The 24,723-nt window shown below is 65.0% G+C and carries 22 protein-coding genes; 19 read left to right on the top strand and 3 right to left on the bottom strand.

Annotated features, from left to right (window positions below):
• Position 1 precedes the first annotated feature (1 nt).
• From AC1PQG_RS14180 to AC1PQG_RS14145, 8 genes are all read left to right on the top strand, one after another.
• Positions 2-2,458, top strand: a complete 2,457-nt coding sequence (locus AC1PQG_RS14180; protein WP_481118489.1) for a TonB-dependent receptor plug domain-containing protein — start codon at positions 2-4, stop codon at positions 2,456-2,458.
• 219 nt (positions 2,459-2,677) lie between these two features.
• Entirely contained in the window at positions 2,678-2,944 is a 267-nt protein-coding gene (locus tag AC1PQG_RS14175; RefSeq protein WP_481118488.1) for a phenol hydroxylase subunit, read from the top strand.
• Between the two features lie 52 nt (positions 2,945-2,996).
• Positions 2,997-3,995 carry an aromatic/alkene monooxygenase hydroxylase subunit beta gene (locus AC1PQG_RS14170; protein ID WP_481118487.1) on the top strand — a complete coding sequence of 333 codons (999 nt, stop codon included), beginning with the start codon at positions 2,997-2,999 and terminating at the stop codon, positions 3,993-3,995.
• Positions 3,996-4,006: 11 nt separating this feature from the next.
• Positions 4,007-4,276 carry an MmoB/DmpM family protein gene (locus tag AC1PQG_RS14165; protein WP_374483633.1) on the top strand — a complete coding sequence of 90 codons (270 nt, stop codon included), beginning with the start codon at positions 4,007-4,009 and terminating at the stop codon, positions 4,274-4,276.
• 22 nt (positions 4,277-4,298) lie between these two features.
• Positions 4,299-5,855 (top strand): aromatic/alkene/methane monooxygenase hydroxylase/oxygenase subunit alpha, encoded by a 1,557-nt coding sequence (locus AC1PQG_RS14160; RefSeq protein WP_481118486.1) that lies wholly within the window; start codon positions 4,299-4,301, stop codon positions 5,853-5,855.
• Positions 5,856-5,930: 75 nt separating this feature from the next.
• On the top strand, positions 5,931-6,290 hold the full coding sequence (locus tag AC1PQG_RS14155; protein WP_481118485.1) for a phenol hydroxylase subunit P4: 360 nt from the start codon (positions 5,931-5,933) through the stop codon (positions 6,288-6,290).
• 3 nt (positions 6,291-6,293) lie between these two features.
• Entirely contained in the window at positions 6,294-7,349 is a 1,056-nt protein-coding gene (locus tag AC1PQG_RS14150) for a 2Fe-2S iron-sulfur cluster-binding protein (protein WP_481118484.1), read from the top strand.
• A 155-nt stretch (positions 7,350-7,504) separates the two neighbouring features.
• Positions 7,505-8,434, top strand: coding sequence for a catechol 2,3-dioxygenase (locus AC1PQG_RS14145; protein ID WP_481118483.1), 930 nt, complete (start codon positions 7,505-7,507; stop codon positions 8,432-8,434).
• An 83-nt stretch (positions 8,435-8,517) separates the two neighbouring features.
• On the opposite strand, the gene AC1PQG_RS14140 is transcribed toward AC1PQG_RS14145, so the two are convergent.
• The 3 genes from AC1PQG_RS14140 to AC1PQG_RS14130 all read right to left on the bottom strand — a co-directional run bounded on the left by AC1PQG_RS14140 (position 8,518) and on the right by AC1PQG_RS14130 (position 13,539).
• Positions 8,518-11,520, bottom strand: coding sequence for an EAL domain-containing protein (locus AC1PQG_RS14140; protein ID WP_481118482.1), 3,003 nt, complete (start codon positions 11,518-11,520; stop codon positions 8,518-8,520).
• Positions 11,517-12,686, bottom strand: a complete 1,170-nt coding sequence (locus tag AC1PQG_RS14135) for an FIST N-terminal domain-containing protein (protein WP_481118481.1) — start codon at positions 12,684-12,686, stop codon at positions 11,517-11,519. Before AC1PQG_RS14135 ends, AC1PQG_RS14140 begins: the two co-directional genes overlap by 4 nt.
• A gap of 142 nt (positions 12,687-12,828) precedes the next feature.
• On the bottom strand, positions 12,829-13,539 hold the full coding sequence (locus AC1PQG_RS14130; protein ID WP_481118480.1) for a GntR family transcriptional regulator: 711 nt from the start codon (positions 13,537-13,539) through the stop codon (positions 12,829-12,831).
• Positions 13,540-13,712: 173 nt separating this feature from the next.
• Between AC1PQG_RS14130 and AC1PQG_RS14125 the strand changes: the two genes are divergently transcribed.
• From AC1PQG_RS14125 to AC1PQG_RS14075, 11 genes are all read left to right on the top strand, one after another.
• Positions 13,713-14,156, top strand: a complete 444-nt coding sequence (locus AC1PQG_RS14125; protein WP_481118479.1) for a GlcG/HbpS family heme-binding protein — start codon at positions 13,713-13,715, stop codon at positions 14,154-14,156.
• A 37-nt stretch (positions 14,157-14,193) separates the two neighbouring features.
• Positions 14,194-15,654, top strand: a complete 1,461-nt coding sequence (locus AC1PQG_RS14120) for a 2-hydroxymuconic semialdehyde dehydrogenase (RefSeq protein WP_481118478.1) — start codon at positions 14,194-14,196, stop codon at positions 15,652-15,654.
• A 16-nt stretch (positions 15,655-15,670) separates the two neighbouring features.
• The gene (locus tag AC1PQG_RS14115; RefSeq protein WP_481118477.1) at positions 15,671-16,531 is read left to right on the top strand and encodes an alpha/beta fold hydrolase; all 861 of its coding nucleotides are present in this window, start codon (positions 15,671-15,673) and stop codon (positions 16,529-16,531) included.
• A 9-nt stretch (positions 16,532-16,540) separates the two neighbouring features.
• The gene (dmpE, locus tag AC1PQG_RS14110) at positions 16,541-17,323 is read left to right on the top strand and encodes a 2-oxopent-4-enoate hydratase (RefSeq protein ID WP_079437414.1); all 783 of its coding nucleotides are present in this window, start codon (positions 16,541-16,543) and stop codon (positions 17,321-17,323) included.
• Positions 17,324-17,330: 7 nt separating this feature from the next.
• Positions 17,331-18,125 (top strand): SDR family NAD(P)-dependent oxidoreductase, encoded by a 795-nt coding sequence (locus AC1PQG_RS14105; protein ID WP_481118476.1) that lies wholly within the window; start codon positions 17,331-17,333, stop codon positions 18,123-18,125.
• Positions 18,126-18,155: 30 nt separating this feature from the next.
• Complete coding sequence (locus tag AC1PQG_RS14100) at positions 18,156-19,070, top strand: acetaldehyde dehydrogenase (acetylating) (RefSeq protein ID WP_481118475.1); 915 nt, start codon at positions 18,156-18,158, stop codon at positions 19,068-19,070.
• A 10-nt stretch (positions 19,071-19,080) separates the two neighbouring features.
• Positions 19,081-20,112, top strand: a complete 1,032-nt coding sequence (dmpG, locus tag AC1PQG_RS14095) for a 4-hydroxy-2-oxovalerate aldolase (RefSeq protein ID WP_481118474.1) — start codon at positions 19,081-19,083, stop codon at positions 20,110-20,112.
• Positions 20,109-20,897, top strand: coding sequence for a 2-oxo-3-hexenedioate decarboxylase (gene dmpH / locus AC1PQG_RS14090; protein ID WP_481118473.1), 789 nt, complete (start codon positions 20,109-20,111; stop codon positions 20,895-20,897). The genes dmpG and dmpH overlap by 4 nt, the downstream gene beginning before the upstream one ends.
• Before the next feature lie 23 nt (positions 20,898-20,920).
• Positions 20,921-21,112 (top strand): 2-hydroxymuconate tautomerase, encoded by a 192-nt coding sequence (locus tag AC1PQG_RS14085; protein ID WP_079437550.1) that lies wholly within the window; start codon positions 20,921-20,923, stop codon positions 21,110-21,112.
• Between the two features lie 145 nt (positions 21,113-21,257).
• Positions 21,258-22,247 (top strand): WD40/YVTN/BNR-like repeat-containing protein, encoded by a 990-nt coding sequence (locus AC1PQG_RS14080; RefSeq protein ID WP_481118472.1) that lies wholly within the window; start codon positions 21,258-21,260, stop codon positions 22,245-22,247.
• Positions 22,248-22,255: 8 nt separating this feature from the next.
• Positions 22,256-24,646 carry an efflux RND transporter permease subunit gene (locus tag AC1PQG_RS14075; protein WP_481118471.1) on the top strand — a complete coding sequence of 797 codons (2,391 nt, stop codon included), beginning with the start codon at positions 22,256-22,258 and terminating at the stop codon, positions 24,644-24,646.
• The last annotated feature ends 77 nt before the right edge of the window (positions 24,647-24,723 follow it).

Genomic DNA, 24,723 nt, shown 5'->3' with positions numbered 1-24,723 from the left:
GTTGGGCGGTGCACCCTTGCAGGCTGCGGAAGGTGGCGGCGACAAGCCCGCCGCAGCCGAGAGCACTGGCAGCTCGCTGGACACCGTCATCGTCACCGGGGTGCGCGGCGGCCGGCGAACGGTGGTCGAAAGCCCGGCGCCGATCGACATCATCAGCGCGGACCAACTGGCGCGCAGCAGTGGCCGGGCCGAGCTGGGAGAGGCGCTCACCAGGCTGCTGCCGTCCTTCAATTTCGGTTACCACGTGGCCGGCGTGAACTCTATCGTGCGGCCGGTCTCAAACCGCGGTCTCGGCCCGGCCTATACGCTGGTGCTGGTCAACGGCAAGCGCCGCCACAACAGCGCCTTGCTGACCAACGGCGGCGGCGACAGCAGCGGCGTCAATCCGGTGGATCTGGACCTGATCCCCCTCAGCGCGGTGCATCACATCGAGGTGCTGAAGGACAGCGCGGCAGCGCAATACGGCACGGACGCGGTGGCCGGCGTGGTGAACATCGTGCTCAAGCGCAACTTCGGTGGTCACGTGGGTCTGTCCAGCGGCCGCCTCTACGAAGGCGACGGGGATCTGACGACCACCAAGGGTGAGGCGGATTTCGGAACCGAGCTGGGGACGGATGGCTTCATCCATTTCAGCGTCGATGCGCGCAAGCGCGGCCAGTCGTGGAACAATTTCCCTGCCACCAACACCGTCAATTGGTCGCCGGCCTCCAACCCGAAGAACGCCACCTGGAACCGGGACGGCGCCCACAACGGGGATCCGCAGATCGAGGCCTGGAACCTGTCCTACAACGCAGAGCTGCCGGTCAATAGCGAGGTGTCCCTGTACTCATTCGGTACTGGCGGGCAGCGCGATACAGTGGCCGGCAACAACTTCCGCCGTGCCAATGGCCTGGCGACGATCACCCAGCTGTTTCCCGACGGCTACTTCGCCCTCAACAATTCCCACGAGATCGACTTCCAGTTCGTGTTCGGCGCGAAGGGGAGGAGCAACGACTGGGACTGGGATCTGAGTACGTCTTACGGCAAGAGCCGCAATCGCCAGTTCAGCGACCTGACCATCAACCCGTCCCTCGGCCCGGCCTCGCCGACGCGCTTCGACAACCTGGCCACCTACCAGTTTTCCCAGTGGGTGAACAACCTGGATGTGACCCGTGCCTTCGACATCGGCCTGAAGAAGCCGCTGCAAGTGTCCTTCGGCGGGGAGTTCCGCCAGGACGGTTTCGACACCTTCGCCGGCGACCCCCTCGGCTATACCAATGGCGGCTACGTCTTCAAGGCGGGCGACCAGGAGGGGGACCCCAATGTGGGCAAGCCGGCCAATGTTGGCGCTCAGGCAGCGGTGGTACTGGCGCCGATTGACGAGGCGCACCTCAAGCGCAACGTGGCGGCGGCCTATGTGGACCTGGGCTTCCACCCGCGGGAAAACTGGTTCGTCGGTACGGCGGTACGCGCCGAACGTTATGGCGACAGCTCCGGCAATACGGTGAGCGGCAAGCTCAATTCCCGCTATGACCTCACGCCGCAGTTCGCAGTGCGCGGCACCGTGGGCTCGGGCTTCCGTGCGCCGTCCCTGTCCCAGATCGGCTATGCGCAGACGGACAACCGCACTAACACCGACATCAATGGCAACCTCGTGCCCAGCTTGTCCAAGCTGCTGCGCAACACCTCGTCGCTGGCGCGGGAACTGGGTGCCGAGGACCTGAAGCCGGAAAAGTCCACCAATTTCGGGCTCGGCGTGACCTTCCAGCCAAACCGCCAGACCAGCATCACGCTTGATGCGTACCGGGTGGACATCCGCGACCGCATCATCCGTACCGGCTATCTGTATGGCCCGGCCTTCGCACCGCTGTTGCAGAAGTACGGCTACGCCGGCAGCGAGTGGGTGCAGTATTTCGCAAACGCAGCGGATACCAGGACCACCGGCGTGGATCTGGTGGCGGAAACCACGCGGGACTACGCCCGCTTGGGTACGGTGCGCTGGAGCGCCGCCTTCAACTGGAACAAGACCGAGGTGGAGAGGATCAAGAACACGCCGTCGGCGATTGCCAAACTGGGTGCCAACCCCGGCGGCAACACGATCTGGTTCCCGCGCTCGTCGGTGGGCGGGCTCACCGACGGCTATCCGCAAACCAAGCTGATCCTCGGCGCGCGCTGGTTCATCGACCGTTTCGACATCAATCTTGCCGCTACCCGCTATGACAAGCTGACCTGGTTCCGTTCCGAGAGATCGGCCCAGGACGTGAACTTCGGCGCCAAGTGGATCACTGACCTGGATGTTAACTACGCATTGACGAAGTCGTGGAGGCTCACCGTGGGAGCGGCCAACCTGTTCAACGTGCGTCCCGACAAGAATGGGCCTGGCGAACCGACCACTGGGACGTCGAGCGCCGTCTACGGCACCCAGCCTTACGCCACTGGTGGCGGCTTCTACTACGGCAAGATCGCTTACGACTTCTGACCCGAAAGAAGTCGAAGCCGGCGTGGCCGGGGTCGCCTGGCCGCTTCACCAGATCATCAAGCTGCACTGCAGCATTTGATCAATTGATTCATCAATAAAATCCGCTTTTTCTCGTAATCTCGAGAAAAAGCGGATTTTGTCTTTCTGGATCAGTGGTTTGCCAGATCTGGTACGGGGCTTGATAAGGAGAAGCCTGTTGCAGACCAGACCGAGGACACGATGATCGATCCGACCACCCCGCTGCCCGTGGATGTGAACCGCAAGTACGTACGCCTGGTGGAGCGGCGCCCCGACGGCCTGGTGGAGTTCGAGTTCTCCATTTCCGATCCCGCGCTCTTCGTCGAGATGCTGCTGCCCGAGGCGGCTTACGAGGAGTTCTGCCAGACCAACCGGGTGATCCTCCTTGAGGGTTCCCGGCCGGAGGCGGAGGAGGACGGCGACTTCAACTGGAGCCTCCACGAGGCCACGCACCAACGCTTCAGATGAACCGGCCGGGCTGAGCGCCCGGAATTTGAATAGAAGAAGGAGGAGAGACACCATGCAGATGGATCTGCGCACCGTCACCATCAAGCCGCAGCGGCAGACGTTCGACCACATCGCCCGCCGTATCGGCGCCGACAAGGCGGCGACCCGCTACCAGGAAGGCACGCTGGAAGTTCAGGCGACCCACAACTTTCACTACCGTCCGACCTGGGATCCGGACCACGAGATCTTCGATGCGTCCCGCAGTGCGATCAAGATGGCCGACTGGTACGCCTTCAAGGACCCGCGCCAGTTCTATTACGGCGCCTACACGCTGGCCCGTGCCAAGCAGCAGGAAACCGCCGAGTCGAACTTCGACTTCGTCGAAGGCCGCGGCCTGGCCGACACCCTGCCGGCCGAGCTGAAAGAGACCGTGCTCAAGCTGCTGTTGCCGCTGCGCCACGCAGCCTGGGGCGGCAACATGAACGCTGCTTTCATCACCGCCTACGGCTACGGCACCGCGCTGACCCAGCCGTGCATCTTCCACTCCATGGACATGCTGGGCATCGCCCAGTACATCACCCGTGTCGGCCTGCTGCTCGGCGATGACGTGGAGGTGCTCGACACCGCCAAGCAGAGCTGGATGGAAGACAGCGCCTGGCAGGGACTGCGCCGCTACGTGGAAGACTGTTTCGTGCTGAAGGACCCGCTGGAAGTTTTCGTAGCCCAGATGGTGGCGCTGGACGGCCTGCTGTACCCGCTGGTGTACGAAACCATCATCGACAACGTGCTCTCGTCGAAGGGCGGCACGCCGATTGCGATGCTCACCCAGTTCATGACCGACTGGTACGCCGAAACCAGGAAGTGGGTGGACGCCACGGTGAAGACCGCGGCCGCCGAATCCGCCGAGAACAAGGCCCAGATGGAAACCTGGATCACCCACTGGCGCGACCGCGCCGCCGCCGCGCTGATGCCGATCGCCCAGATCGCCCTCGGTGCCGAAGCCGACGCCATCACCAGCGAGGTGGTGGACCAGTTCAACGCGCGCATGGCCAAGGCCGGCGTCAGCCTCTGAGAGGAAGCACTATGTCCAAGGTATTCATCGCGCTGCAGACCAACGACGACACCCGCCAGATCATCCAGGCCATCCTCGCCGACAACCCCCACGCCATCTGCAACGAGCAGCCGGCGATGGTGAAGATCGACGCCGAAGGCTCGCTGGTCGTGCGCCGCTCGACCATCGAAGAGCTGATCGGCCGCGATTTCGACCTGCAGGAACTGCACATCAACCTGATTTCCCTCACGGGCAACGTCGACGAGACCGACGACGAGCTGACCCTGAGCTGGAACGCCTGAACCCCTCGAGGAGACACGCAAGATGGACATGAAAGTCGGCAAGAAGAAGCTGGGCCTCAAGGAGAAGTACCAGCACATGACCCGCGGCCTGGGCTGGGAAACCACCTACCAGTCGATGGACGACGTGTTCCCCTTCGTCAAGTACGAAGGCATCAAGATCCATGATTGGGACAAGTGGGAAGACCCGTTCCGCCTGACCATGGACGCCTACTGGAAGTACCAGGCCGAGAAGGAACGCAAGCTGTACGCGATCATCGACGCCTATGCCCAGAACAACGGCCACCTCAACGTCACCGATGCGCGCTATCTCAACGCCATCAAGCTGTTCCTGAACGGCATCAGCCCGCTGGAGTACATGGCCCACCGCGGCTTCGCGATGACCGGCCGCCAGTTCCCCGGCGTCGGCGCACGGGTCGCCTGCCTGATGCAGTCCCTGGACGAGATCCGCCACGCCCAGACGCAGATCCATTCCCTGTCCAACTACAACAAGTACTACAACGGCTTCCACGAATACCGGCACATGCTGGAGCGCGTGTGGTACCTGTCGGTGCCGCGTTCCTTCTTCGACGATGCCGTCACTGCCGGCCCCTTCGAGTTCATGGTGGCGATCGGCTTCAGCTTCGAGTACGTGCTGACCAACCTGCTGTTCGTGCCCTTCGTGTCCGGCGCCGCCTACAACGGCGACATGGGCACCATGACCTTCGGCTTCTCGGCCCAGTCCGACGAAGCCCGCCACATGACGCTGGGCCTGGAAGTCATCAAGTTCGTGCTGGAGCAGGACCCGGACAACCTGCCTATCGTGCAGCAGTGGATCGACAAGTGGACCTGGCGCGGCTACCGCGTGCTGACCCTGGTCGGCATGATGATGGACTACATGCTGCCCAAGCGCATCATGAGCTGGAAGGAGGCCTGGGAGGTTTACTTCGAGGAGAACGGCGGCGCGCTGTTCAAGGACCTGGCCCGCTATGGCATCCGTCCGCCGAAGTGGCTCGACCAGATCGAGCAGGACAAGGATCACATCTCCCACCAGGCCTGGGCGACTTTCTACAACTACGCGGCGGCGTGCAACTTCCACACCTGGATTCCCACCGACGACGAGTTGGACTGGCTGTCGCAGAAGTACCCGAACAGCTTCGACAAGTACTACCGGCCGCGCCTGGAGCACTGGCGCGAGGAGGCCAAGAAGGGCAACCGCTTCTACAACAAGACGCTGCCCATGCTGTGCCAGACCTGCCAGATTCCGATGATCTTTACCGAGCCGGGCGACCCGACGCAGATCTGCTACCGCGAGGTCGATTACAAGGACAACAAGTACCACTTCTGCTCCGACGGCTGCAAAGAGATCTTCGAGCACGAGCCGGAGAAGTACATCCAGGCCTGGCTGCCGGTGCATCAGATCTACCAGGGCAACTGCTTCGAGGAAGGCGTCGATCCGACCGCCGAGGGCTTCGACCCGCTGTCGGCCGTGCTCGACTACTACCACCTGGCCCAGGGGCGCGACAACCTGGACTTCGAAGGTTCCGAAGATCAGAAGAACTTCGAGGCCTGGCGCGGCATGGCGACCAAGAACGCCGCCTGACAGACAGGAGTGAATCCGGCCCGGCGCAGGGCGCCGGCCGGATTCCGCATCGGAAAAATACAAGGAGACAAAACCATGGGCGTAGCCGCCATCAAGGAATATTCCTTCGAGTCCGCCGACCGGCTCGAGAACTTTCACGGCAACCAGCTGCTGTACATCGGCTGGGATCAGCACCTGCTGTTCTGCTCGCCGTTCTGCCTGCCGGTCCCGCCGAACATGCGTTTCGGCGACATCATCGACAAGGTGCTGCCGGGCGTTTTCGGTTATCACCCCGACTTCGCGAAGATCGACTGGAGCAAGGTCGAATGGCTGAAGTCCAGCCAGCCGTGGCAACCGGACTTCAACAAGACGCTGGCCGAACTGGGGCTCAAGCACAAGGACGTGCTGCGCTTCCGCACCCCCGGACTTACCGGTATCAAGGGTTCTGCGAGCTGAATCATGTCCTACGAGCTGACCATCGAACCCCTCGGCCAGACCATCGAGGTCGAGGAGGGGCAGACCATTTTGGATGCCTCCCTGCGCGCCGGCATCTGGCTGCCCCATGCGTGCTGCCATGGCCTGTGCGCCACCTGCAAGGTGCAGGTGCTGGACGGGGAGGTGGACCACGGTGAAGCCTCGAGCTTCGCGCTGATGGACTTCGAGCGCACCGAGGGCAAGACCCTGGCCTGCTGTGCGCGCCTCGAAAGCGACGTGACCATCGAAGCGGAAATCGAGGAAGAGCCGGACGCCGAATCGATCCCGGTGAAGGACTTCCCCGGAACCGTGAAGCGTATCGAACAGCTCACGCCGACCATCAAGGGCATCTTCGTCGAGCTCGATGAGCCCATCCATTTCCAGGCTGGGCAATACATCAACCTGGACATCCCTGGCCTCGGCATCAGCCGTGCCTTCTCGCTGGCCAACGTGCCGTCGACGGGGCGGGAGATCGAGCTCAACGTGCGCATCGTGCCCGGCGGCACCGGCACCGGCTATCTCCACGAGAAGCTGGCGGAAGGGGATAGCGTCAAGCTGTCCGGCCCCTACGGCCGTTTCTTCGTGCGTAAGTCGGCCAATGTGCCGCTGCTGTTCATGGCCGGCGGGTCGGGGTTGTCCAGCCCACGCAGCATGATCCTCGACCTGCTGGCCGAGGGCAGCACGCTGCCGATCACCCTGGTGTACGGCCAGCGCAGCCGCGCCGAGCTTTACTACCACGACGAATTCCTGGCGCTGGCGGAGAAGTATCCCAACTTCACCTACGTGCCGGCGCTGTCGGACGAGCCAGCGGATTCAGCGTGGCAGGGCTTCCGGGGCTATGTGCACGAGGCGGCCAAGGCCCACTTCGACAACGATTTCCGCGGTCGCAAGGCCTACCTGTGCGGACCGCCGATGATGATCGATGCCTGTATCTCGACGCTGATGCAGGGGCGCCTGTTCGAGAACGACATCTACACCGAGAAGTTCTTCTCGGCGGCGGATGCGCAGCAGGTGCGCAGCCCGTTGTTCAAGCGGGTTTGATCATTAAATCGATATAAAAATAAAATCTCGAGAATAGTTTGACTTATCGAGATGAGAGTTTAAGATAAACACAGTGCTCGCCGGGTCGGGAAACCGCGCCGCAATGCGGTCTCCCGGGCGATGCCGGCATCCACAAGGACAAGAGGAGATTACAAATGGCAATGACCGGAGTTCTGCGTCCCGGCCACATGCAGCTGCGCGTGCTGGATCTGGAAGAGGGCGTCAATCACTACAAGAATGTGCTGGGCCTCATCGAAACCGGCCGCGACGCTCAGGGCCGGGTGTACTTCAAGGCTTGGGACGAGCGCGACCACAACAGCCTGATCCTGCGCGAGGCGGAATCCGCCGGCATGGACTTCTTCGCCTTCAAGGTGGCCGACAAGGCCACGCTGGAAAAGCTCAACGCCGACCTGCGGGCCTACGGCGTCCAGACCGAGCGCATTCCCGCCGGCGAGCTGCTGGAAACCGGCGAGCGCGTGCGCTTCGAGATCCCGTCCGGCCACCAGATCGAGCTCTACGCCGAGAAGACCGACGTCGGCAACGGCATGAAGTACGTCAATCCGGACCCCTGGACCCCCGATGCCGAGCGCGGCATCGCGCCGGTGCGCCTCGATCACTGTCTGCTCTACGGGCCGGACATCGAGAAGGTGCAGAAGCTGTTCGAGGACGTGCTGGGCTTCTACCTCGTCGAGCGCGTGCTGATGGAAGACGGCGAGACCAATCTGGCGATCTGGCTCTCGTGCTCCCATAAAGCCCACGACATCGCTTTTGTGCGCCACCCGGAGCCGGGCAAGCTGCACCACGTGTCCTTCCTGCTGGATACCTGGGAGAAGGTCCTGCGCGCCGCCGACATCATGTCCATGAACAAGGTGTCCATCGATATCGGCCCGACCCGCCACGGCGTGACCCGCGGCACCACGATCTACGCCTTCGATCCGTCCGGCAACCGCTTCGAGACGTTCTGCGGAGGCTATCAGCCTTACCCCGACTACGCGCCCATCACCTGGACCTGGGAAGAGGTCGGCACCGGTGTGTTCTACCACGACCGCAAGCTCAACGAGCGCTTCCTGACGGTCGTCTCCTGAGCGCCTCTCGGGGTGGGCTGTGTCTGGCTCGCCCCGGGAGAGACAAGGAAACCCGGGGTGGCCCGGCGTTTCCTTGGGATCTTTTAGTGATGTCGGCCGGCCGCGGTGCCCGTGGTCAGGCCGGCCCCCAGCGCGGCCGCCTCGACAGGGCGGCCCAGCAGGTAGCCCTGCACCTCGTGGCAGCCGATGCCCGCCAGGAAATCCAGCTGTTCGCGGGTTTCCACCCCTTCGGCAATCACCCTCAGCCTCAGTGACTGGCCCATGCGTACGATGGCTTCGGCGATGGCCCGGTCTTCCTCGTCGTCGGGGATGTCCTTGACGAAGGAGCGGTCCACCTTCAGTTTGCTGACCTGGAAGCGCTTCAGGTAGGCCAGGCTCGAATAGCCGGTACCGAAATCGTCGATGGCCACCGACATACCCAGGTTGCGCACATAGGCGATCAGCTCGATGAAACGGGCGGCATCGCTCATCAGTGCCGATTCGGTCAGCTCCAGCTCGATCAGCTGCGGCGCCACGCCGGTGTCTCGCAGCACGGCGGCCAGCGTGGCGGAGAAGTCGTCCCGGTGCAATTGCACCGCCGACACATTGACGGCGATCTTGATGGGCTGGCCGCTATCGGCCCACTCCCGGGCCTGCCGGCAGGATTCGTGCAGCGCCCATTCTCCGATCGGCAGGATCAGGCCGGTGTCCTCGGCCAGCGGAATGAAGCGCGCAGGGCTGATCTCGCCGTATTGGGGCGAGCGCCAGCGCATCAGGGCTTCGGCGCCGATCATGTGGCTGTCGCCGATGGCGAACTGGGGCTGATAGACCAGGCGCAGTTCGCCGGCCCCGAGGGCGCGGCGCAGATGCGTGGTGAGCGACAAGCGCTCGGCCGAGTCCTGGTTCATGCGCTCGTCGAAGAAGCTGAAGGTGGCGCGGCCGCGGGCCTTGGCGTGATACATGGCCATGTCGGCCTTCTTCAGCAGGGTGTCGAAGTCCTGGCCGTCGCCTGGCGCCACGGCGACGCCCAGCGTGCCGGTGGCGGTCAGCGCGTGGCCGCCGAGCTCGAAGGGCTTCTCCAGCGCGCGGCAGATCTTCTCTGCCACCGCCGCGTAGAAGCGCGTCGACTCGTCCCCCTCGACAAGGATGATGAACTCGTCGCCGCCGAGGCGGCTGATCGTGTCGCTGTGCCGCAGGCAGCCGGCCAGGCGGTTGGTGACGGCCAGCAGAAGGTCGTCGCCGATGGCGTGGCCGAGGGTGTCGTTGATGTGCTTGAACTGGTCCAGGTCGAGGAAGAACATCCCCAGCGTGCCGTTGTTGCGCAGGCTGCGCTGGGAGGCGTGTTCGAAGCGGTCGCGCAGCAGGATGCGGTTGGGCAGACCGGTCAGCGCGTCATGGTGGGCCATGTACTGGATCTGGGCCTCGGCGGCCTTGCGGGCGCTGATGTCGCTGAATGCCGCCACGTAATGGGCGACGCTGCCGTCAGGGTTGCGAACGACGCGGATCGTCAGCCACTTGGGGTAGAGGCGACCGCTCTTGTGGCGGTCCACGATCTCGCCTTCCCAGCGGTCGTCCTGCTCCAGGGCATCCCAAAGCGCCTTGTAGAAGCCGGGATCGTGCTGGCCGGACTTGAGCACGGACGGACTCTTGCCCAGCACTTCGGCGGCGCCGTAGCCGGTGATGGCGGTGAAGGCCGAATTGACGCTCTCGATGCGGTTGTCCGCGTCGGTCACCATCAGCGCTTCGTTGCTGTGGTTGAAGACCAGCTGGGCCAGTTCGAGCTGGGCGTGTTGCTCGCGCTGGCGGGTGATGTCGCTGAAGACCCAGATCGAGCCTTCGCCGCCGCTGCGTGCATCCAGAGGGCGGCCCGACAGGCGGATCCACAAGGGGCTGCCGTCCTTGCGGACCATGCGGATGTCGCCTTCACTGTAACCCCGGCTGGCCAGATCACGGTAGATGCGTCCGCCTACCTCCAGATAGTCGGCGTGGCTCGGATAGAGGATCTCGGTACGCTGGCCGATCAGGTCGGATGGGGAATGGAAGCCGAAGATCGCCGCCATGTGCTGGTTGGCGTCGAGGATCAGGCGGTCGCGGCAGAAGATGATGCCAACGTGGGCGTTGTCGAAGATCGCCCGTTGCTGGACCAGCAGCCGGCCGATGCGGGCTTCGCCTTCCTTCAGGGAGGTGACGTCGCTGACGGTGAGCACGAAGCCTTCGTCGGGCATCGGGAAGCGCCCCAGCTCCAGTTCCGCGCCGTCGTCGGCGTGCTGCTCAAAGCGTGTGGCGCGGGTCTGCGGGCCGAGGCCGGGTGGGCACAGGCGGGAGACTGCAGCGCTGTGGCGACGCATCGCTTCGAGGGTGCTGCCCGTTTCGGCGAGGCGGGCCGGCAGGGTGAGCAGCGTGAAGAAGCGCTGGTTGCAGGCCACCAGATGTTCGTCCTGGCCGAACACCGCGATGCCCTGATCGATGCTGTCCAGCGTGGACTGCAGCAACTGGGACTTGCGGGCCAGGGCCTGCTGGCGCAGCAGGGCCTCCTCGGCCTTCAGGTCGGTCACGTCTGAATAGATGCCGACCAGGCCGCCGTCGTCCATGCGTCGTTCACGGATCTGCAGGATCTGGCCCGACGGGAGCTTCAGCTCGCTGCGCTCGCGTCGGCTCCGGCAGGCCTGCAGGCGGTGGGGCAGGGTGGGGTCGGTGGCGCAGGCGGCGAGCAGCTCGCGGAAGGGGCGCCCGCCGAGGTGGCCGTCGAGCCCCCACAGGCGGCGGAAAGCCTCATTGCACAGCAGAATGCGGTCGTCGGCATCGAACAGGGCAAAGCCGTCGGACATGTTGTCCATCGCCGCCTCCAGCTGGTGGCGGGCCGCGCTGGCTTCGGAGGACATCTCGCGCAGGGCCTTCAGCGTGGCGACCAGCTCCTCGGTGCGGTGGCGGATCTGCTCCTCCAGCATGAAGGTGGTCTGCAGCAGGCCGTAGTCCTGCCCGGGGGCGGAGGGGTTGCTTTCGGCCTGGTAAACCAGGGCTTCGATGATGCGGTCCCGGCGCGCGATCTCGGCGCGCAGGCCGGCCGTATCGTCCGGGGCGCAGCGCAGGTCTTCGGTACGGCTCATCGTCCGGACTCCTTGCCAAAGGCGATGCCGGTGAAGGTCTGGTTGAGGTGCAGGCCGCGGAACTGTTCGCCGAAGGTGTTGAAGCCGATGACCCGGCCCTTGGCGAAGCAGCGGCTGACCGCGTCGGCCAGGCCTGTCTCGGTGGCTGCCAGGCGCCGCAGGATGCAGTCGCAGCCGAGGATCAGCTCCGCCTCGCCGACTGCCGCGGAAGCGCTGTCGAGGGCTTTGTCCAGATTGCTCAGCAGGTCTTCGCCGTGGGCGATCTTGAAGACGATGCCGCGGTCGATGGCGCAGAAGAAGTCCAGGCTGCCGTCCGGGTTGGCGCGCTGGATGGAGCGCACGAAATCGGCGCCGCCGATGCGTACGAGCAACGGATTGGCGGCGAAGACGGCTGGCGTCAATTGCGCGACGCCGACGCCGAGAGCGCGGGCGTATTCATCCGCAGCGGGGCAGCCGTTCAGTTCGGTGACCCGGCGCTCGGCGGGAATGGCACCAGTGACGATCAGCCGTTCGTTCGTGGGAGTGAAGTGCTGGGTCTGGAACACATCCAGCCGGCGGTGGCTCACGCCCACCAGCAGCACGGCCGCGTTATCCACCAGGCGCCCCTTGTAGATCACCCGGGTATCGACGAAGTGCAGATCGTCCCCGGCCGAACCGCCCGACAGGGGGATGCCGCCGAGGCCGTCGTGGAAGGCACGGGCGACGCTTTCCTCAAGACCGCACAGGCCATCCACCAGCATGAAGGCGAAGCAGGACAGGCTGTCGAGGCGGCTGTGGCGGGTCTGCAGCGCGTTGCGCAGGTCGCGGGCGAAGGCCGCCATGCGGTGCGGATCGAGGCGATCGAGGCTGTCGAGTAGGCCGATCTCGAAATCGATCACATCGTCGCTGAGGGAGGCACCGGCCAGGCTGGCCTGCTGGTAGCCCTGCGGTCCAATCTCGCCGGCGGTGGTGCAGCCGATCAGCGGCGTTTTTCCGAAGGCGTCGGCAAGGCCGGCTTCGAGCTGTTCCGGCGCGTAATTGCTGGATGCGAACACCAGGGACAGGCGATCGGGGGCAGGAAGTAGCTTTTCGGCGAGTTGGTGAGCGGCCGCTATCGCGTCCGTGTGGTGGCTTTCGCCGACGCGGATGCCTTTTGCCGGGTCTCCGTTGGCAGAGTGGGGCGTCATTGTAGTTGTGTCTCCTCGGCGTGGCGCGTCTGTGCGCGGCCTCTACGCGCCTGCGTGGGCACGTTGCGAGGAGATTAACGGAGCCGCTGGCGTATGTCTTTAGTCATATCTCACGAAAGCCGGTGGATAAGCCGGTCTTTCACTAGTTGATGAAGTCTGCCGGAAGCTGACGCACTGCATCCAGTGTGCGCAGGATGTGATCGGAGAGGATGCGCGTGGCTTCGGCGCTGTTGCGGGCCAGGGCCGCATCGACGATGGCCTGGTGCTCGGCATGCACGTCCCGCGGGATCGGCTGACGGAACAGGGACAGGCGGCGGTAGCGCTCCGACTGGTGGTACAGGATGTTCTGGAAGTGGCGGATCCACCGCGAAGGGCAGGCCGAGATCAGCACCTCGTGGAAGGCCCGGTTGCGCAGTTCCCATTCCTCGCGGGTGCCCTTGGCGCCTTCGACGAGCTTTTCCTCGGCGCGGGACAGCATGTGGAAGGCCGCCACCACATTGGCTTCCCAGGTGTCGTCGCCGAGCTCGATGGACTGCTGCAGTGCGGAGGTTTCGAGCAGCACGCGGGTGCGCGTGATGTCCTCGAAGTCGTCGAGGGAGATCGGTGCGACGCGGAAACCGCGCTGTCCCTGGGCCACCACCAGAGCGTCGGTGACGAGTAGCTGCAGCGCTTCGCGCAGCGTGCCAGCGCCCACTTCATATTGGTCCTTCAGGTGCTCGACCCGCAGCTTTTCGCCGGGGCGGTGCACGCCTTCGATGATGTCCCGGCGCAGCTGGCGGTAGGCCGCCTCGGCCAGGGTCTTGGGTTCATCGGCCTCGCTGGCGAGGTCGGTACTGCTGACTAGGTCGTTCATGGTGTGGATTTCCGGTGTTTCTGGCGGGGCCTCGAGGGCGCCTGTCGATTGTTGTGAATTCTAGCCGAACCGGCCTGGAGCGATCATAATCAAAAATCTCGAGAAAAACTGTTGACGTCGAGATAAGAAGGAAATATCGTTTCATCAACGACACTGATTCAGGACCGACCCCAATGAGCCAGCTTTCCGCCGCCCCGCTTTCCGTTCCTCAAGCCGTGATTTCCGCCGAGGCAGCCAGCCTCGCGCTGCAGGCGGCTGTGGAGCACGCCAGGAAGATCGGCGTGCGCATCAACGTGGCGGTAGCCGACAGCGGCGGCAACCTGGCCGGCTTTCTGCGCATGCCGGGCGCCTTCGTGCAGTCCATCGACATCGCCATCGACAAGGCCTACACGGCGGCCGGTTTCGGCTTTTCCACCAAGGACTGGATGTCCGTCATCGGCCACGACGAGGGCATGAAGCTGGGCTTCTCCGCGCGGCCGCGTCTGGTGGTGTTCGGCGGCGGCCTGCCGATCCGCGGCGCGGACGGCCTGATCGGCGGCATCGGCGTGTCCGGTGCGTCCGAAGCCCAGGATGAGGAATGTGCGCGGGCGGCCCTCAAGGCCATCGGCGCCGAGTGAACAAGACAAGCTCTTCACCAAGAAGGACGAACAGCAGATGAAACTGATCAAGAACTTCATCAACGGAGAATTCGTCGAGGCCGCCGGCGGCCGCCTCTTCGATAAGCGTTCTCCGCTGGATAACAGCGTCATCGCCCAGGTCAGCGAAGCCGGCCTGCCCGAGGTGAACGCGGCGGTCGCTGCCGGCCACGCGGCGCTGGAAGGCGAGTGGGGCCGCATCACCGTCGCCGACCGTGTCGAGCTGCTGTACGGCGTGGCCAACGAGATCAACCGTCGCTTCGAGGACTTCCTGGCCGCTGAAGTGGCCGACACCGGCAAGCCACGCAGCCTGGCCAGCCACCTGGACATTCCCCGTGGCGCAGCCAACTTCAAGATCTTCGCCGATGTGGTGAAGAACGTACCCAGCGAGTTCTTCGAGATGGCCACGCCGGATGGCCGCGGTGCGATCAACTATGCGGTGCGTCGCCCGGTCGGTGTGGTCGGTGTGGTGTGCCCGTGGAACCTGCCGTTGCTGCTGATGACCTGGAAGGTCGGTCCGGCGCTGGCCTGCGGCAACGCGGTGGTGGTCAAGCCCTCCGAGGAAACCCCGCAGACCGCCACGCTGCTCGGCGAGGTGATGAACGCGGTCGGCATCCCGAAGGGTGTCTATAACGTCGTGCATGGTTTCGGTCCGAATTCCGCCGGCGAATTCCTGACCCGCCACCAAGGCGTCAATGCGATCACCTTCACCGGCGAAACCCGTACCGGCGCGGCGATCATGAAGGCCGCCTCCGATGGCGCCCGTCCGGTGTCCCTGGAAATGGGCGGCAAGAACCCGGCCATCGTCTTCGCCGACGCCGACCTGGATGCGGCCATCGAAGGCACGCTGCGTTCCTGCTTTGCCAACTGCGGCCAGGTCTGCCTCGGCACCGAGCGCGTGTATGTGGAGCGCCCGCTGTTCGACACCTTCGTCGCCCGCCTGAAGGAAGGCGCCGAGAAGCTGGTCGTCGGCCTGCCCGACAACCCGGAAACCGGCATGGGCCCGCTGATCTCCCAGGAGCACAAGCAGAAGGTCCTGTCCTACTACCGCAAGGCGGTGGAGGAGGGCGCCACGGTCGTGACCGGTGGTGGCGTGCCCGACATGCCTGGTGCCCTGAGCGAAGGCGCCTGGGTCCAGCCGACCATCTGGACCGGCCTCGGCGACGACGCAGCCATTGCCCGCGAGGAGATCTTCGGGCCCTGCACGCTGGTGATGCCCTTCGACAGCGAAGAGGAAGTCGTCCGCCGCGCCAACAACACCACCTACGGCCTCGCCGCCTCGGTGTGGACCAAGGACGTGACCCGCGCCCACCGCGTCGCCGGCCGTCTGGAAGTGGGCCTGGTGTGGGTCAACTCCTGGTTCCTGCGCGACCTGCGGACGCCCTTCGGCGGCGCCAAGCAGTCCGGTATCGGCCGCGAAGGTGGCGTGCATTCCCTCGAGTTCTACACCGAGCTCAAGAACGTCTGCGTCAAGCTTTGAAAGGGATTTGAAGATCATGAGCAGCAGTCCGTCCTCCCCGGAAATCGGCCGCTTCCTCCCGGCGGCCGGCCGGCAGACCAACGTCCATGACCTGGGCTCTGGCGAGCCGGTGCTGCTCATCCACGGCTCAGGGCCGGGTGTCACCGCATGGGCCAACTGGCGGTTGGTGATGCCGGCCCTGGCCGAGGCCCGTCGCGTCATTGCGCCGGACATGCTCGGTTTCGGCTACACCGAACGCTTGCCAGGCGATGTCTATTCGATGGACCGTCAGGTTGCCCATGCGATCGCCGTACTCGACGCCCTCGACATCGAACGCACCGACCTGGTCGGCAACTCCTTCGGCGGTGCCATCGCGCTGGCCCTGGCGATCCGCCACCCTGAGCGGGTCCGCCGGCTGGTGCTGATGGGCAGCGTCGGTGTGCCTTTCGAGATCACCCCGGCGCTGGACGCCGTGTGGGGCTACCAGCCGTCCTTCGAGGCGATGCGCGGTCTGCTCGACCTGTTCGCCCACGACCGCAACCTGGTTAACGACGAGCTCGCCCAGCTGCGCTACGAGGCCAGCATCCGCCCCGGCTTCCAGGAGTCCTTCGGCGCCATGTTCCCGGCTCCACGTCAGCGCTGGGTGGATGCGATGGTCAGCCGTGAGGCCGACATCCGCGCGCTGCCCAACCAGACCCTGGTGATCCACGGCCGCGAGGACAAGGTGATCCCGCTGCAGACCTCCCTGACCCTGGCCAGCTGGATCCTCCGCGCCCAGCTCCACGTGTTCGGTCAGTGCGGCCACTGGACCCAGATCGAGCACGCCAACCGTTTCGCCCGTCTCGTCGCCGACTTCCTCGCCGAAGCCACCGACGCCGAACCCCAACCGCTTTCCTGAGAGAAATCCATGGACAAGGCCCTGATCACCCAGCTTGGCGATGAGCTCTACAACGCTCTCGTCAATCGTGAAACCCTGACTCCGCTCACCGAGCGCCATCCCGAGATCACCATCGAGGACGCTTACCAGATCCAGCAGCAGATGATCGCCCGCCGCCTGGCGGCCGGCGAGCGCGTGGTCGGCAAGAAGATCGGCGTGACCTCCAAGGTCGTCATGAACATGCTCGGCGTGCATCAGCCCGACTTCGGCTGGCTGCTCGACGGCATGGTGTACAACGAAGGCGAGGCGATTCCCGCCAACACCCTGATCCAGCCCCGCGCCGAAGGCGAGATCGCCTTCCTCATGAAGAAGGACCTGATGGGCCCGGGGCTCACCGCCGCCGACGTGCTGGCTGCCACCGAGGGCGTGATGGCCTGTTTCGAGATCGTCGACAGCCGCATCAAGGACTGGAAGATCAAGATCCAGGACACCGTCGCCGACAACGCCTCCTGTGGCGTGCTGGTGCTGGGCGACCGCATGGTCGACCCGCGCAAGGTGGACCTCGCCACCTGCGGCATGGTCCTCGAGAAGAACGGCGAGATCGTCGGCACCGGCTCCGGCGCGGCAGCCCTCGGCCACCCGTGCAATGCCGTGGCCTGGCTGGCCAACACCCTCGGCCGTCTGGGCATCGGCCTCAAGGCCGGCGACATCGTGCTGTCCGGCTCCCTGGCCGCGCTGATCCCGGTGCAGGCTGGCGACAGCCTGCGCGTCACCATCGGTGGCATCGGCGGCTGTTCGGTTCGTTTCAGCTGAGGCCGCCATGGATCTGCAACTGACCGGCAAGCGCGCTCTCGTTACCGGCTCCACGTCGGGCATCGGCTTCGCCATCGCCCGCCAGCTGGCTGCTGAAGGCGCCGAGGTGATCATCAACGGACGCAGCCGCTCCGGCGTGTCCGCCACCATCGCCCGCCTGCTCGAAGCGCTGCCGGAAGCCAAAGTCACCGGTATCGCCGCCGATCTGGGAAGCGCTACCGGCTGCGAAGCGTTGGTCACCACCTGTCCGGACGTGGACATCCTGGTCAACAACCTCGGCATCTTCGATCCGCGCCCCTTCGAGGAGATCGACGACACCGAGTGGTTCCATTTCTTCGAAACCAACGTGATGAGCGGCGTGCGCCTGTCCCGCCACTACCTGCCGGCCATGAAGGCCCGCAACTGGGGCCGCATCGTGTTCATCTCCAGCGAGTCCGGCATCTGCCCGCCGGCCGAGATGGTGCATTACGGCATGAGCAAGTCGGCCCAGCTGTCGGTGGCCCGCGGCATCGCTGAAACCTGCACCGGCTCCGGCGTGACGGTCAATTCGGTGCTGCCCGGCCCGACCCGCACCGAAGGCGTCGCCACCTTCTTCGGCCGCCTGGCAGACGAGCAGGGCGTGTCCTTGGAGCAGGCGGAGAAGGACTTCTTCGCCAATGCCCGGCCGACCTCGCTGCTCAAGCGCTTCATCGACCCGGCGGAGGTGGCGAACCTCGTCGCCTACGTCTGCAGTCCCCTTTCGTCTGCCACCCACGGCGCGGCCCTGCGGGTCGAAGGCGGTGTGGTGCGCAGCATGGTTTAACCCTTCGCGACCCCAAAAGGAAACACAGCGATGACCAAGAAAATCAAATGCGCCCTGATCGGCCCGGGCAACATCGGCACGGACCTGCTGGCCAAGCTGCAGCGTAGCCCGGTGCTGGAGCCGGTGTGGATGGTCGGCATCGACCCGGAATCGGACGGCCTCAAGCGGGCCCGTGAGATGGGCCTGAAGACCACCGCCGACGGCGTGGACGGCCTCCTGCCCCACGTGCTCGCCGACGGCGTGCAGATCGCCTTCGACGCCACCAGCGCCTACGTGCATGCCGAGAACAGTCGCAAGCTCAACGAGCTCGGCGTGCTGATGGTCAACCTCACCCCGGCTGCGATCGGCCCCTACTGCGTGCCACCGGTGAACCTCAAGCAGCACGTCGGCCAGCGGGAAATGAACGTCAACATGGTCACCTGTGGCGGCCAGGCGACGATCCCGATGGTCGCCGCGATCTCCCGCGTGCAGCCGGTGGAATACGGCGAAATCATCGCCACGGTATCCAGCAAGAGCGCCGGCCCCGGCACCCGCAAGAACATCGACGAATTCACCCGCACCACCGCCGGAGCGGTCGAGAAGGTCGGCGGCGCCAGGAAGGGCAAGGCCATCATCATCATCAACCCGGCCGAACCCTCGCTGATGATGCGCGACACCGTGCATTGCCTCGTTGAAGGCGAACCGCAGCAGGACGCGATCCGCGAATCCATCGCCGCGATGATCCAGGAAGTCCAGAAGTACGTGCCGGGCTACCGCCTGGTGAACGGCCCGGTCTTCGACGGCAACCGCGTGTCCGTCTATCTCGAAGTCGAAGGCCTCGGCGACTACCTGCCCAAGTACGCCGGCAACCTCGACATCATGACCGCCGCCGCCGCCCGTACCGCCGAGATGTTCGCCGAGGAAATCCTCGCCGGCCACCTGACCCTTCAACCCGTCACCGCCTAAGGAAAGCACCATGGAACTCAAAGGCAAAAAGATCCGCGTTCATGACATGACCCTGCGGGACGGCATGCACCCCAAGCGTCACCTGATGAGCCTCGAGCAGATGAAGAGCATCGCCACCGGCCTCGACGCCGCCGGCGTGCCGCTGATCGAAGTCACCCACGGCGACGGCCTCGGGGGCAGCTCGGTGAACTACGGCTTCCCGGCCCACACCGACGAGGAATACCTGTCCACCGTCATCCCGCTGATGAAGCAGGCCAAGGTCTCGGCGCTGCTGCTGCCGGGCATCGGCACTGTCGATCACCTGAAGATGGCCAAGGAGCTGGGCGTGTCGACGATCCGCGTCGCGACCCACTGCACCGAGGCCGATGTGTCCGAACAGCACATCACGATGGCCCGCAAGCTCGACATGGACACCGTCGGCTTCCTGATGATGGCCCACATGAACAGCCCCGAAGGGCTGGTCAAGCAGGCCAAGCTGATGGAGAGCTACGGCGCCAACTGCATCTACGTGACCGACTCGGCCGGCCACCTGCTGCCCGACACCGTCAAGGCCCGCCTCAGCGCGGTGCGTGAAGCGCTGAAGCCGGAGACCGAGCTGGGTTTCCACGGCCACCACAACCTGGCGATGGGCGTGGCCAACAGCATCGCCGCCATCGAAGTGGGCGCCACGCGCATCGACGCGGCCGCCGCCGGCCTGGGTGCCGGGGCTGGCAACACGCCGATGGAAGTGCTGATCGCCGTGTGCAGCCTGATGGGCATCGAGACCGGCGTGGATGTTGCGAAGATCACCGACGTGGCCGAAGACCTGGTGGTGCCGATCATGGACTTCCCGATCCGCATCGACCGCGACGCACTGACCCTTGGCTACGCCGGCGTGTATGGCTCCTTCCTGCTGTTCGCCAAGCGCGCGTCCAAGAAGTACGGCGTGCCGGCCCGCGACATCCTGGTCGAACTGGGCCGTCGTGGCATGGTCGGCGGGCAGGAGGACATGATCGAAGACACGGCCATCACGATGGCGCGCGAGCGGGGGCTGACGGTATGAAGCTCGATCAAGCCACCATCGCCCGTCTCGCCGAGCACCTGGAAAACTGCGAGCTCGAGGCCAAGGACACCGTCAAGATCACCGACGAGTTCCCGGACATGGACTGGGACGACGCCTACGCGATCCAGGACACCATCAAGGCCCGCAAGGTCGCCCGTGGCACCCGCATCGTCGGCCTGAAGGCTGGCCTGACGTCCTTCGCCAAGATGAAGCAGATGGGCGTCGAGACGCCGGTCTTCGGCTTCATCACCGATTACGGCACGGTGCCGGACGGCGGCGAAGTGAAGGTGTCCGAGCTGATCCACCCGAAGGTGGAGCCGGAGATCGCCTTCGTGATGAAGCACGCGCTGAAGGGGCCCGGCTGCCATATCGGCGCCGTGCTGGCGGCGACCGACTTCGTGATCCCCGGTATCGAGGTCATCGACAGCCGCTACCGCGACTTCAAGTTCGACCTGAAGAGCGTGATCGCCGACAACACCTCGTCGGCCCGCTTCGTGGTTGGCGGCCAGCCGCTGCCGGTCAGCGAAGTGGACCTGCGCACGGTCGGCATCGTGATGGAGAAGAACGGCGAGCCGGTGGCCTTTGGTGCCGGTGCTGCAGTGCTCGGCCATCCGGCAGCGGCCATCGCGGCTCTCGCCAACCACCTCGGTGCCCGCGGCGAGGAGATCCCCGCCGGTGCGCTGATCCTGTCCGGCGGCATCACCGAAGCCGTCGCGGTGAATGCCGGTGACAACGTGACTCTGCGGGTCCAGGGCATGGGTTCCGTGTCCATCCGTTTCAAGTAATCAAGTAAGCAAGGGAGAGAAGCATGCCTTTCGCGCAGATCTACATGATTGAAGGCCGTACCGAAGAACAGAAGCGGGCGGTCATCGAGAAGGTCACCCAGGCCCTCGTCGAAGCCGTTGGCGCCCCACAGGAGAACGTCCGGGTGTGGATCCACGACGTTCCCAAAGCCAACTGGGGTATCGCCGGCGTCAGCGCGAAGGATCTGGGGCGCTGATCTTCCCCCGGGGCCGGCGGCGAAGCCCGCCGTCGGTCTCTGACAATTCGGGCGAGTGACTTCGCACAACAACAAGAACTCCAGGCTTTTGCCATGGAGCGGGGCCGTTTTGCGCCCAAAAAACGAAATAGCTGGAGGAGACCCAGTGAAAGTCAGAATCGAATGCCGCGCCCGCGGCATGGTCGCGCTCGCCAGTGCGACCACTCTTCTCGCCGCTTGCCATGCCGCGCCCGATCTCTCCGGGGTCGCCAGCGAGTCGGCCAAGCCCGTTCAACGTTACGACACCACCCAGGCCCTGGCCAGCAACGGCAAGGTCGTCGTCGCCGGCACCCAGAGTGGGGCTCTGTTGGTTTCTGCTGACCAGGGCCGTACCTGGAAGCGCCAGCCCCTCGCCGGCGCCTCGGTGATCGGCATCGCCACCTGCCCGGATGGGCGCTTCGTGGCGGTGGATTTCTTCCGCAAGGTGTGGAGCGCCGATGCCTCGGGTAGCGGCTGGAAGTCTGTGCCTCTCGACAAGCCGCGCACGCCGCTGGCCATCAGCTGCGACGGGGAAGGTCGCTGGTGGGTCGCCGGCACCGGCGCGACGCTGGCGGTCAGCGCCGACGCCGGCGCCAACTGGAAGGTCACCGACCTGCAGGAGGATGCCCAGCTAACCGGCATCCAGATGGTGGACAAGGAGGTTGGCTACGCCACCGGTGAGTTCGGCCTGGTCGCGACGACCACGGACGGCGGTGCGACCTGGGCACGCCAGGGCAAGATGCCCGACGAGTTCTATCCCTACGCCAGCCTGTTCGCCAGCCGGAGTGAAGGCTGGGTCAGCGGTATCGCCGGCCAGGTCCTGCACACCACCGACGGTGGCAAGAGCTGGGCCAAGCAGACCAACGCGAGCCGCGCCCCGCTGTACCGGCTGTTCATGCACGAAGGCGTGCCCTACGGCGTCGGCGCTGGTGGCGTCGTTGCCCGCCTGGAAGGCGATACCTGGCGCAACGTGGCCTATCCGGACGCTGTGCCGGTCTTCCTGGCCGCCGCCGTGTCCCTGCCCGAACAACACGCCATCGTCGCCGGCGGACCGGGAGGCCTGCTGCGCCTCATCGGTACCCAGGCCCAACCGCTCGTCGCTTCTGCGGCCCACTGAGGCGCATCATGGTCAGCCAATCCCGTCACCGCATCACCCACGCCCTGCACAAGGGTGAAGAGTGGATCTTCGCCAACCCGAAGATCGTCCTGTCCCTCATTTTCTTCGTCACGCTGATCTTCGGCGCGCTGGTGCCGAAGCTGCGGATCTATTCCGACTTCGCCGACCTGCTGCCGCAGAACCACCCGTACATCCAGACCTACAACCGCCTGAAGGAGAATTTCGGCGGTGCGAACATGATCGTGATGTCGATCGAGGTGGAGAAGGGCACGATCTTCAACGACGAAACCCTGGCCCTGATCCACAAGGCCACCCAGGGCCTCGACAGCCTGCCCGGCGTCAACCACAACCTGGTCAATAGCCTGACCCACCGCACCGCCCGCAAGATCTTCCTCGACGAGCAGGGCGGCTTCGCGTCCGAGTCCTATTACGACCCGATGAAGAGCGGCCGCACGGTGGCCGAGCTGGAGCAGCTCAAGAAGGACGTGATCGCCAACCCGACGATCTACGGCCTGCTGGTGTCCCCCGACCTGAAGGCGGCCCTCATCAAGGCCCAGCTCAACGAGGCGGACATCGACTACCCCAAGACCTTCGCGGCCCTGCAGCAGGTGCGTGAGTCCCTCGCCACCGCCGGCCACAAGATCTACGTGACCGGCAACCCGGTGCTGACCGGCTGGGTGTACACCTACCTCAACCAGATCGTCGAGATCCTGGCGTGGACGCTGGCGCTGCTGACCTTCCTGCTGGTGATCTACTTCCGCCGCCTGTACGGCATCGCGCTGCCGCTCTTGGGCATTGCGCTGTCGTCCATCTGGGGCCTCGGTTTCATGGCGCTGATGGGCATCAACCTGGAGCCGCTGTCGCTGCCGATCCCCTTCCTGATTGCCGCTCGTGCCACGTCCCACGGCGTGCAGCTGGTGGTGCGCTACTACGAGGAACTGGCCATCGTCAAGAACGGCCAGAAGGCGGCCCGCAACGCGCTGGATGCGCTGTTCCGGCCGGGTTCGCTAGCGATCATCGTGGACGCGGTGGGCATCGCCGTGCTGGTGCTCGGCGCCGCGCCGTTCAACCACAAGCTCGGCCTTGCCGCCGGTTTCTGGGGCTTCTCGGTGATCTTCACGGTGCACTTCATGGTGCCGCTGGCCCTCACGGTGCTGCCCGCGCCGAAGAACACCGTCAATGCCAACGAAGGCGTGCGCAACTTTCTGGCCGCGGCGATGGCCCGTACCGGCGGCACCGATGGCGGCGCCCGCAGCATCCTGCTGCTGACGCTGATCGGCGCCGTCGGCGGCCTGTACTTCGTCGGCAAGGTCCAGCTCGGCGAGTCGGAGCCCGGCTCCCCGCTGCTCCATGTCAATCACGACTTCAACGTGTCCACCAAGGCCATCAACACGCGCTTCCCAGGCTCCGAGGAACTGCACGTGCTGATGCGCACCGATGAGAAGGGCGGCATCAAGCGTCCGGAAGTGATGGCGGCCATCGAGCGCTTCCAGGCCCACATGCTGTCCGACCCGACCCTCGGCGGCGCGAAGGCGATCCCCGGCGTGCTGCGGGTGGTGAACAAGCTGACTCACAACGACGACCCGCGCTGGATGCAGGTGCCGGACACCGCCGATGAAGTCGGCGGCCTGATGTTTGCGTACATGGCGGCCAGCCCGATCCCCGGCGCGCTGAAGGAGTTCGTCAACGCCGACGAGAACGAAGCCGACATGGTCTTTTATTACAAGGACCACCAGGCCGACACCATCAACCGCGTCGTCGCGCTGGCCGAGGAGGGCAAGCGCCTGATCGAGGCCGACGTGAAGGGCATCCACATCGAGCTCGGCGGCGGCATCGTCGGCGTGACCGCGGCCGGCAACCAGGCCCTGCACACCGACCACATGATCATCATCCCGACCGTGATGCTGATCGCCTTCGTGATCGTGATGGTGTACTACAGCTCGCTGCACGCCGGCTGGCTGATGGTCCTGCCGATGCTGTTCGCCACGCTGATGACCTACGCCTACATGGGCGCCGCCGGTATCGGCATCAATGTGAACACCGTGCCGGTGATCGCCGTCGGCGTCGGGGTCGGCATCGACTACGCGGTGTACTTCATGGACCGCATCCGCGAGGAGTTCGCGGTGCTGCAGGACATCAAGCAGGCCGTGATCCGCGCCGTCGCCACCACCGGCTACGCGGTCAGCTTCACCGCCGCCACGCTGATCGCCGGGGTCGTGATGTGGATCTTCATGTCGGACCTGCGCTTCCAGTCGGATGCCGCCGTGCTCCTGTCCTTCATGCTCATCGTCAATGCCATCGCCGCGGTGCTGATCGTGCCGTCCTGGTGCGTGGTGTTCAAACCCAAGTTCGTCACCGCCGCCCACTACGACGCGGATGGCGTGCTCGAGAACGACTAGGAGGAAAGCCCGCCACAGCCAAGCCTATCGATTCCAGGGAGGGCGGCCGGCTTTGCTCCGGCCGCAATCGAAAATTC

Source organism: Zoogloea sp. GDB6, assembly GCF_056724105.1.
The sequence above is the reverse complement of the archived record's forward strand: the minus strand, read 5'-3'. Positions and strand labels throughout refer to the sequence as shown.

Excerpts from the sequence above, each read along its gene's own strand:
- AC1PQG_RS14150 (WP_481118484.1), top strand. The coding sequence starts at position 6,294 with ATGTCCTACGAGCTGACCATCGAACCCCTCGGCCAGACCATCGAGGTC.
- AC1PQG_RS14085 (WP_079437550.1), top strand. The coding sequence starts at position 20,921 with ATGCCTTTCGCGCAGATCTACATGATTGAAGGCCGTACCGAAGAACAG.
- AC1PQG_RS14170 (WP_481118487.1), top strand. The coding sequence starts at position 2,997 with ATGCAGATGGATCTGCGCACCGTCACCATCAAGCCGCAGCGGCAGACG.
- AC1PQG_RS14135 (WP_481118481.1), bottom strand. The coding sequence starts at position 12,686 with ATGACGCCCCACTCTGCCAACGGAGACCCGGCAAAAGGCATCCGCGTC.
- AC1PQG_RS14130 (WP_481118480.1), bottom strand. The coding sequence starts at position 13,539 with ATGAACGACCTAGTCAGCAGTACCGACCTCGCCAGCGAGGCCGATGAA.
- dmpE (WP_079437414.1), top strand. The coding sequence starts at position 16,541 with ATGGACAAGGCCCTGATCACCCAGCTTGGCGATGAGCTCTACAACGCT.
- AC1PQG_RS14155 (WP_481118485.1), top strand. The coding sequence starts at position 5,931 with ATGGGCGTAGCCGCCATCAAGGAATATTCCTTCGAGTCCGCCGACCGG.
- dmpH (WP_481118473.1), top strand. The coding sequence starts at position 20,109 with ATGAAGCTCGATCAAGCCACCATCGCCCGTCTCGCCGAGCACCTGGAA.
- AC1PQG_RS14160 (WP_481118486.1), top strand. The coding sequence starts at position 4,299 with ATGGACATGAAAGTCGGCAAGAAGAAGCTGGGCCTCAAGGAGAAGTAC.
- AC1PQG_RS14140 (WP_481118482.1), bottom strand. The coding sequence starts at position 11,520 with ATGAGCCGTACCGAAGACCTGCGCTGCGCCCCGGACGATACGGCCGGC.
- AC1PQG_RS14100 (WP_481118475.1), top strand. The coding sequence starts at position 18,156 with ATGACCAAGAAAATCAAATGCGCCCTGATCGGCCCGGGCAACATCGGC.
- AC1PQG_RS14125 (WP_481118479.1), top strand. The coding sequence starts at position 13,713 with ATGAGCCAGCTTTCCGCCGCCCCGCTTTCCGTTCCTCAAGCCGTGATT.
- AC1PQG_RS14115 (WP_481118477.1), top strand. The coding sequence starts at position 15,671 with ATGAGCAGCAGTCCGTCCTCCCCGGAAATCGGCCGCTTCCTCCCGGCG.
- dmpG (WP_481118474.1), top strand. The coding sequence starts at position 19,081 with ATGGAACTCAAAGGCAAAAAGATCCGCGTTCATGACATGACCCTGCGG.
- AC1PQG_RS14165 (WP_374483633.1), top strand. The coding sequence starts at position 4,007 with ATGTCCAAGGTATTCATCGCGCTGCAGACCAACGACGACACCCGCCAG.
- AC1PQG_RS14145 (WP_481118483.1), top strand. The coding sequence starts at position 7,505 with ATGGCAATGACCGGAGTTCTGCGTCCCGGCCACATGCAGCTGCGCGTG.
- AC1PQG_RS14175 (WP_481118488.1), top strand. The coding sequence starts at position 2,678 with ATGATCGATCCGACCACCCCGCTGCCCGTGGATGTGAACCGCAAGTAC.
- AC1PQG_RS14105 (WP_481118476.1), top strand. The coding sequence starts at position 17,331 with ATGGATCTGCAACTGACCGGCAAGCGCGCTCTCGTTACCGGCTCCACG.
- AC1PQG_RS14120 (WP_481118478.1), top strand. The coding sequence starts at position 14,194 with ATGAAACTGATCAAGAACTTCATCAACGGAGAATTCGTCGAGGCCGCC.
- AC1PQG_RS14075 (WP_481118471.1), top strand. The coding sequence starts at position 22,256 with ATGGTCAGCCAATCCCGTCACCGCATCACCCACGCCCTGCACAAGGGT.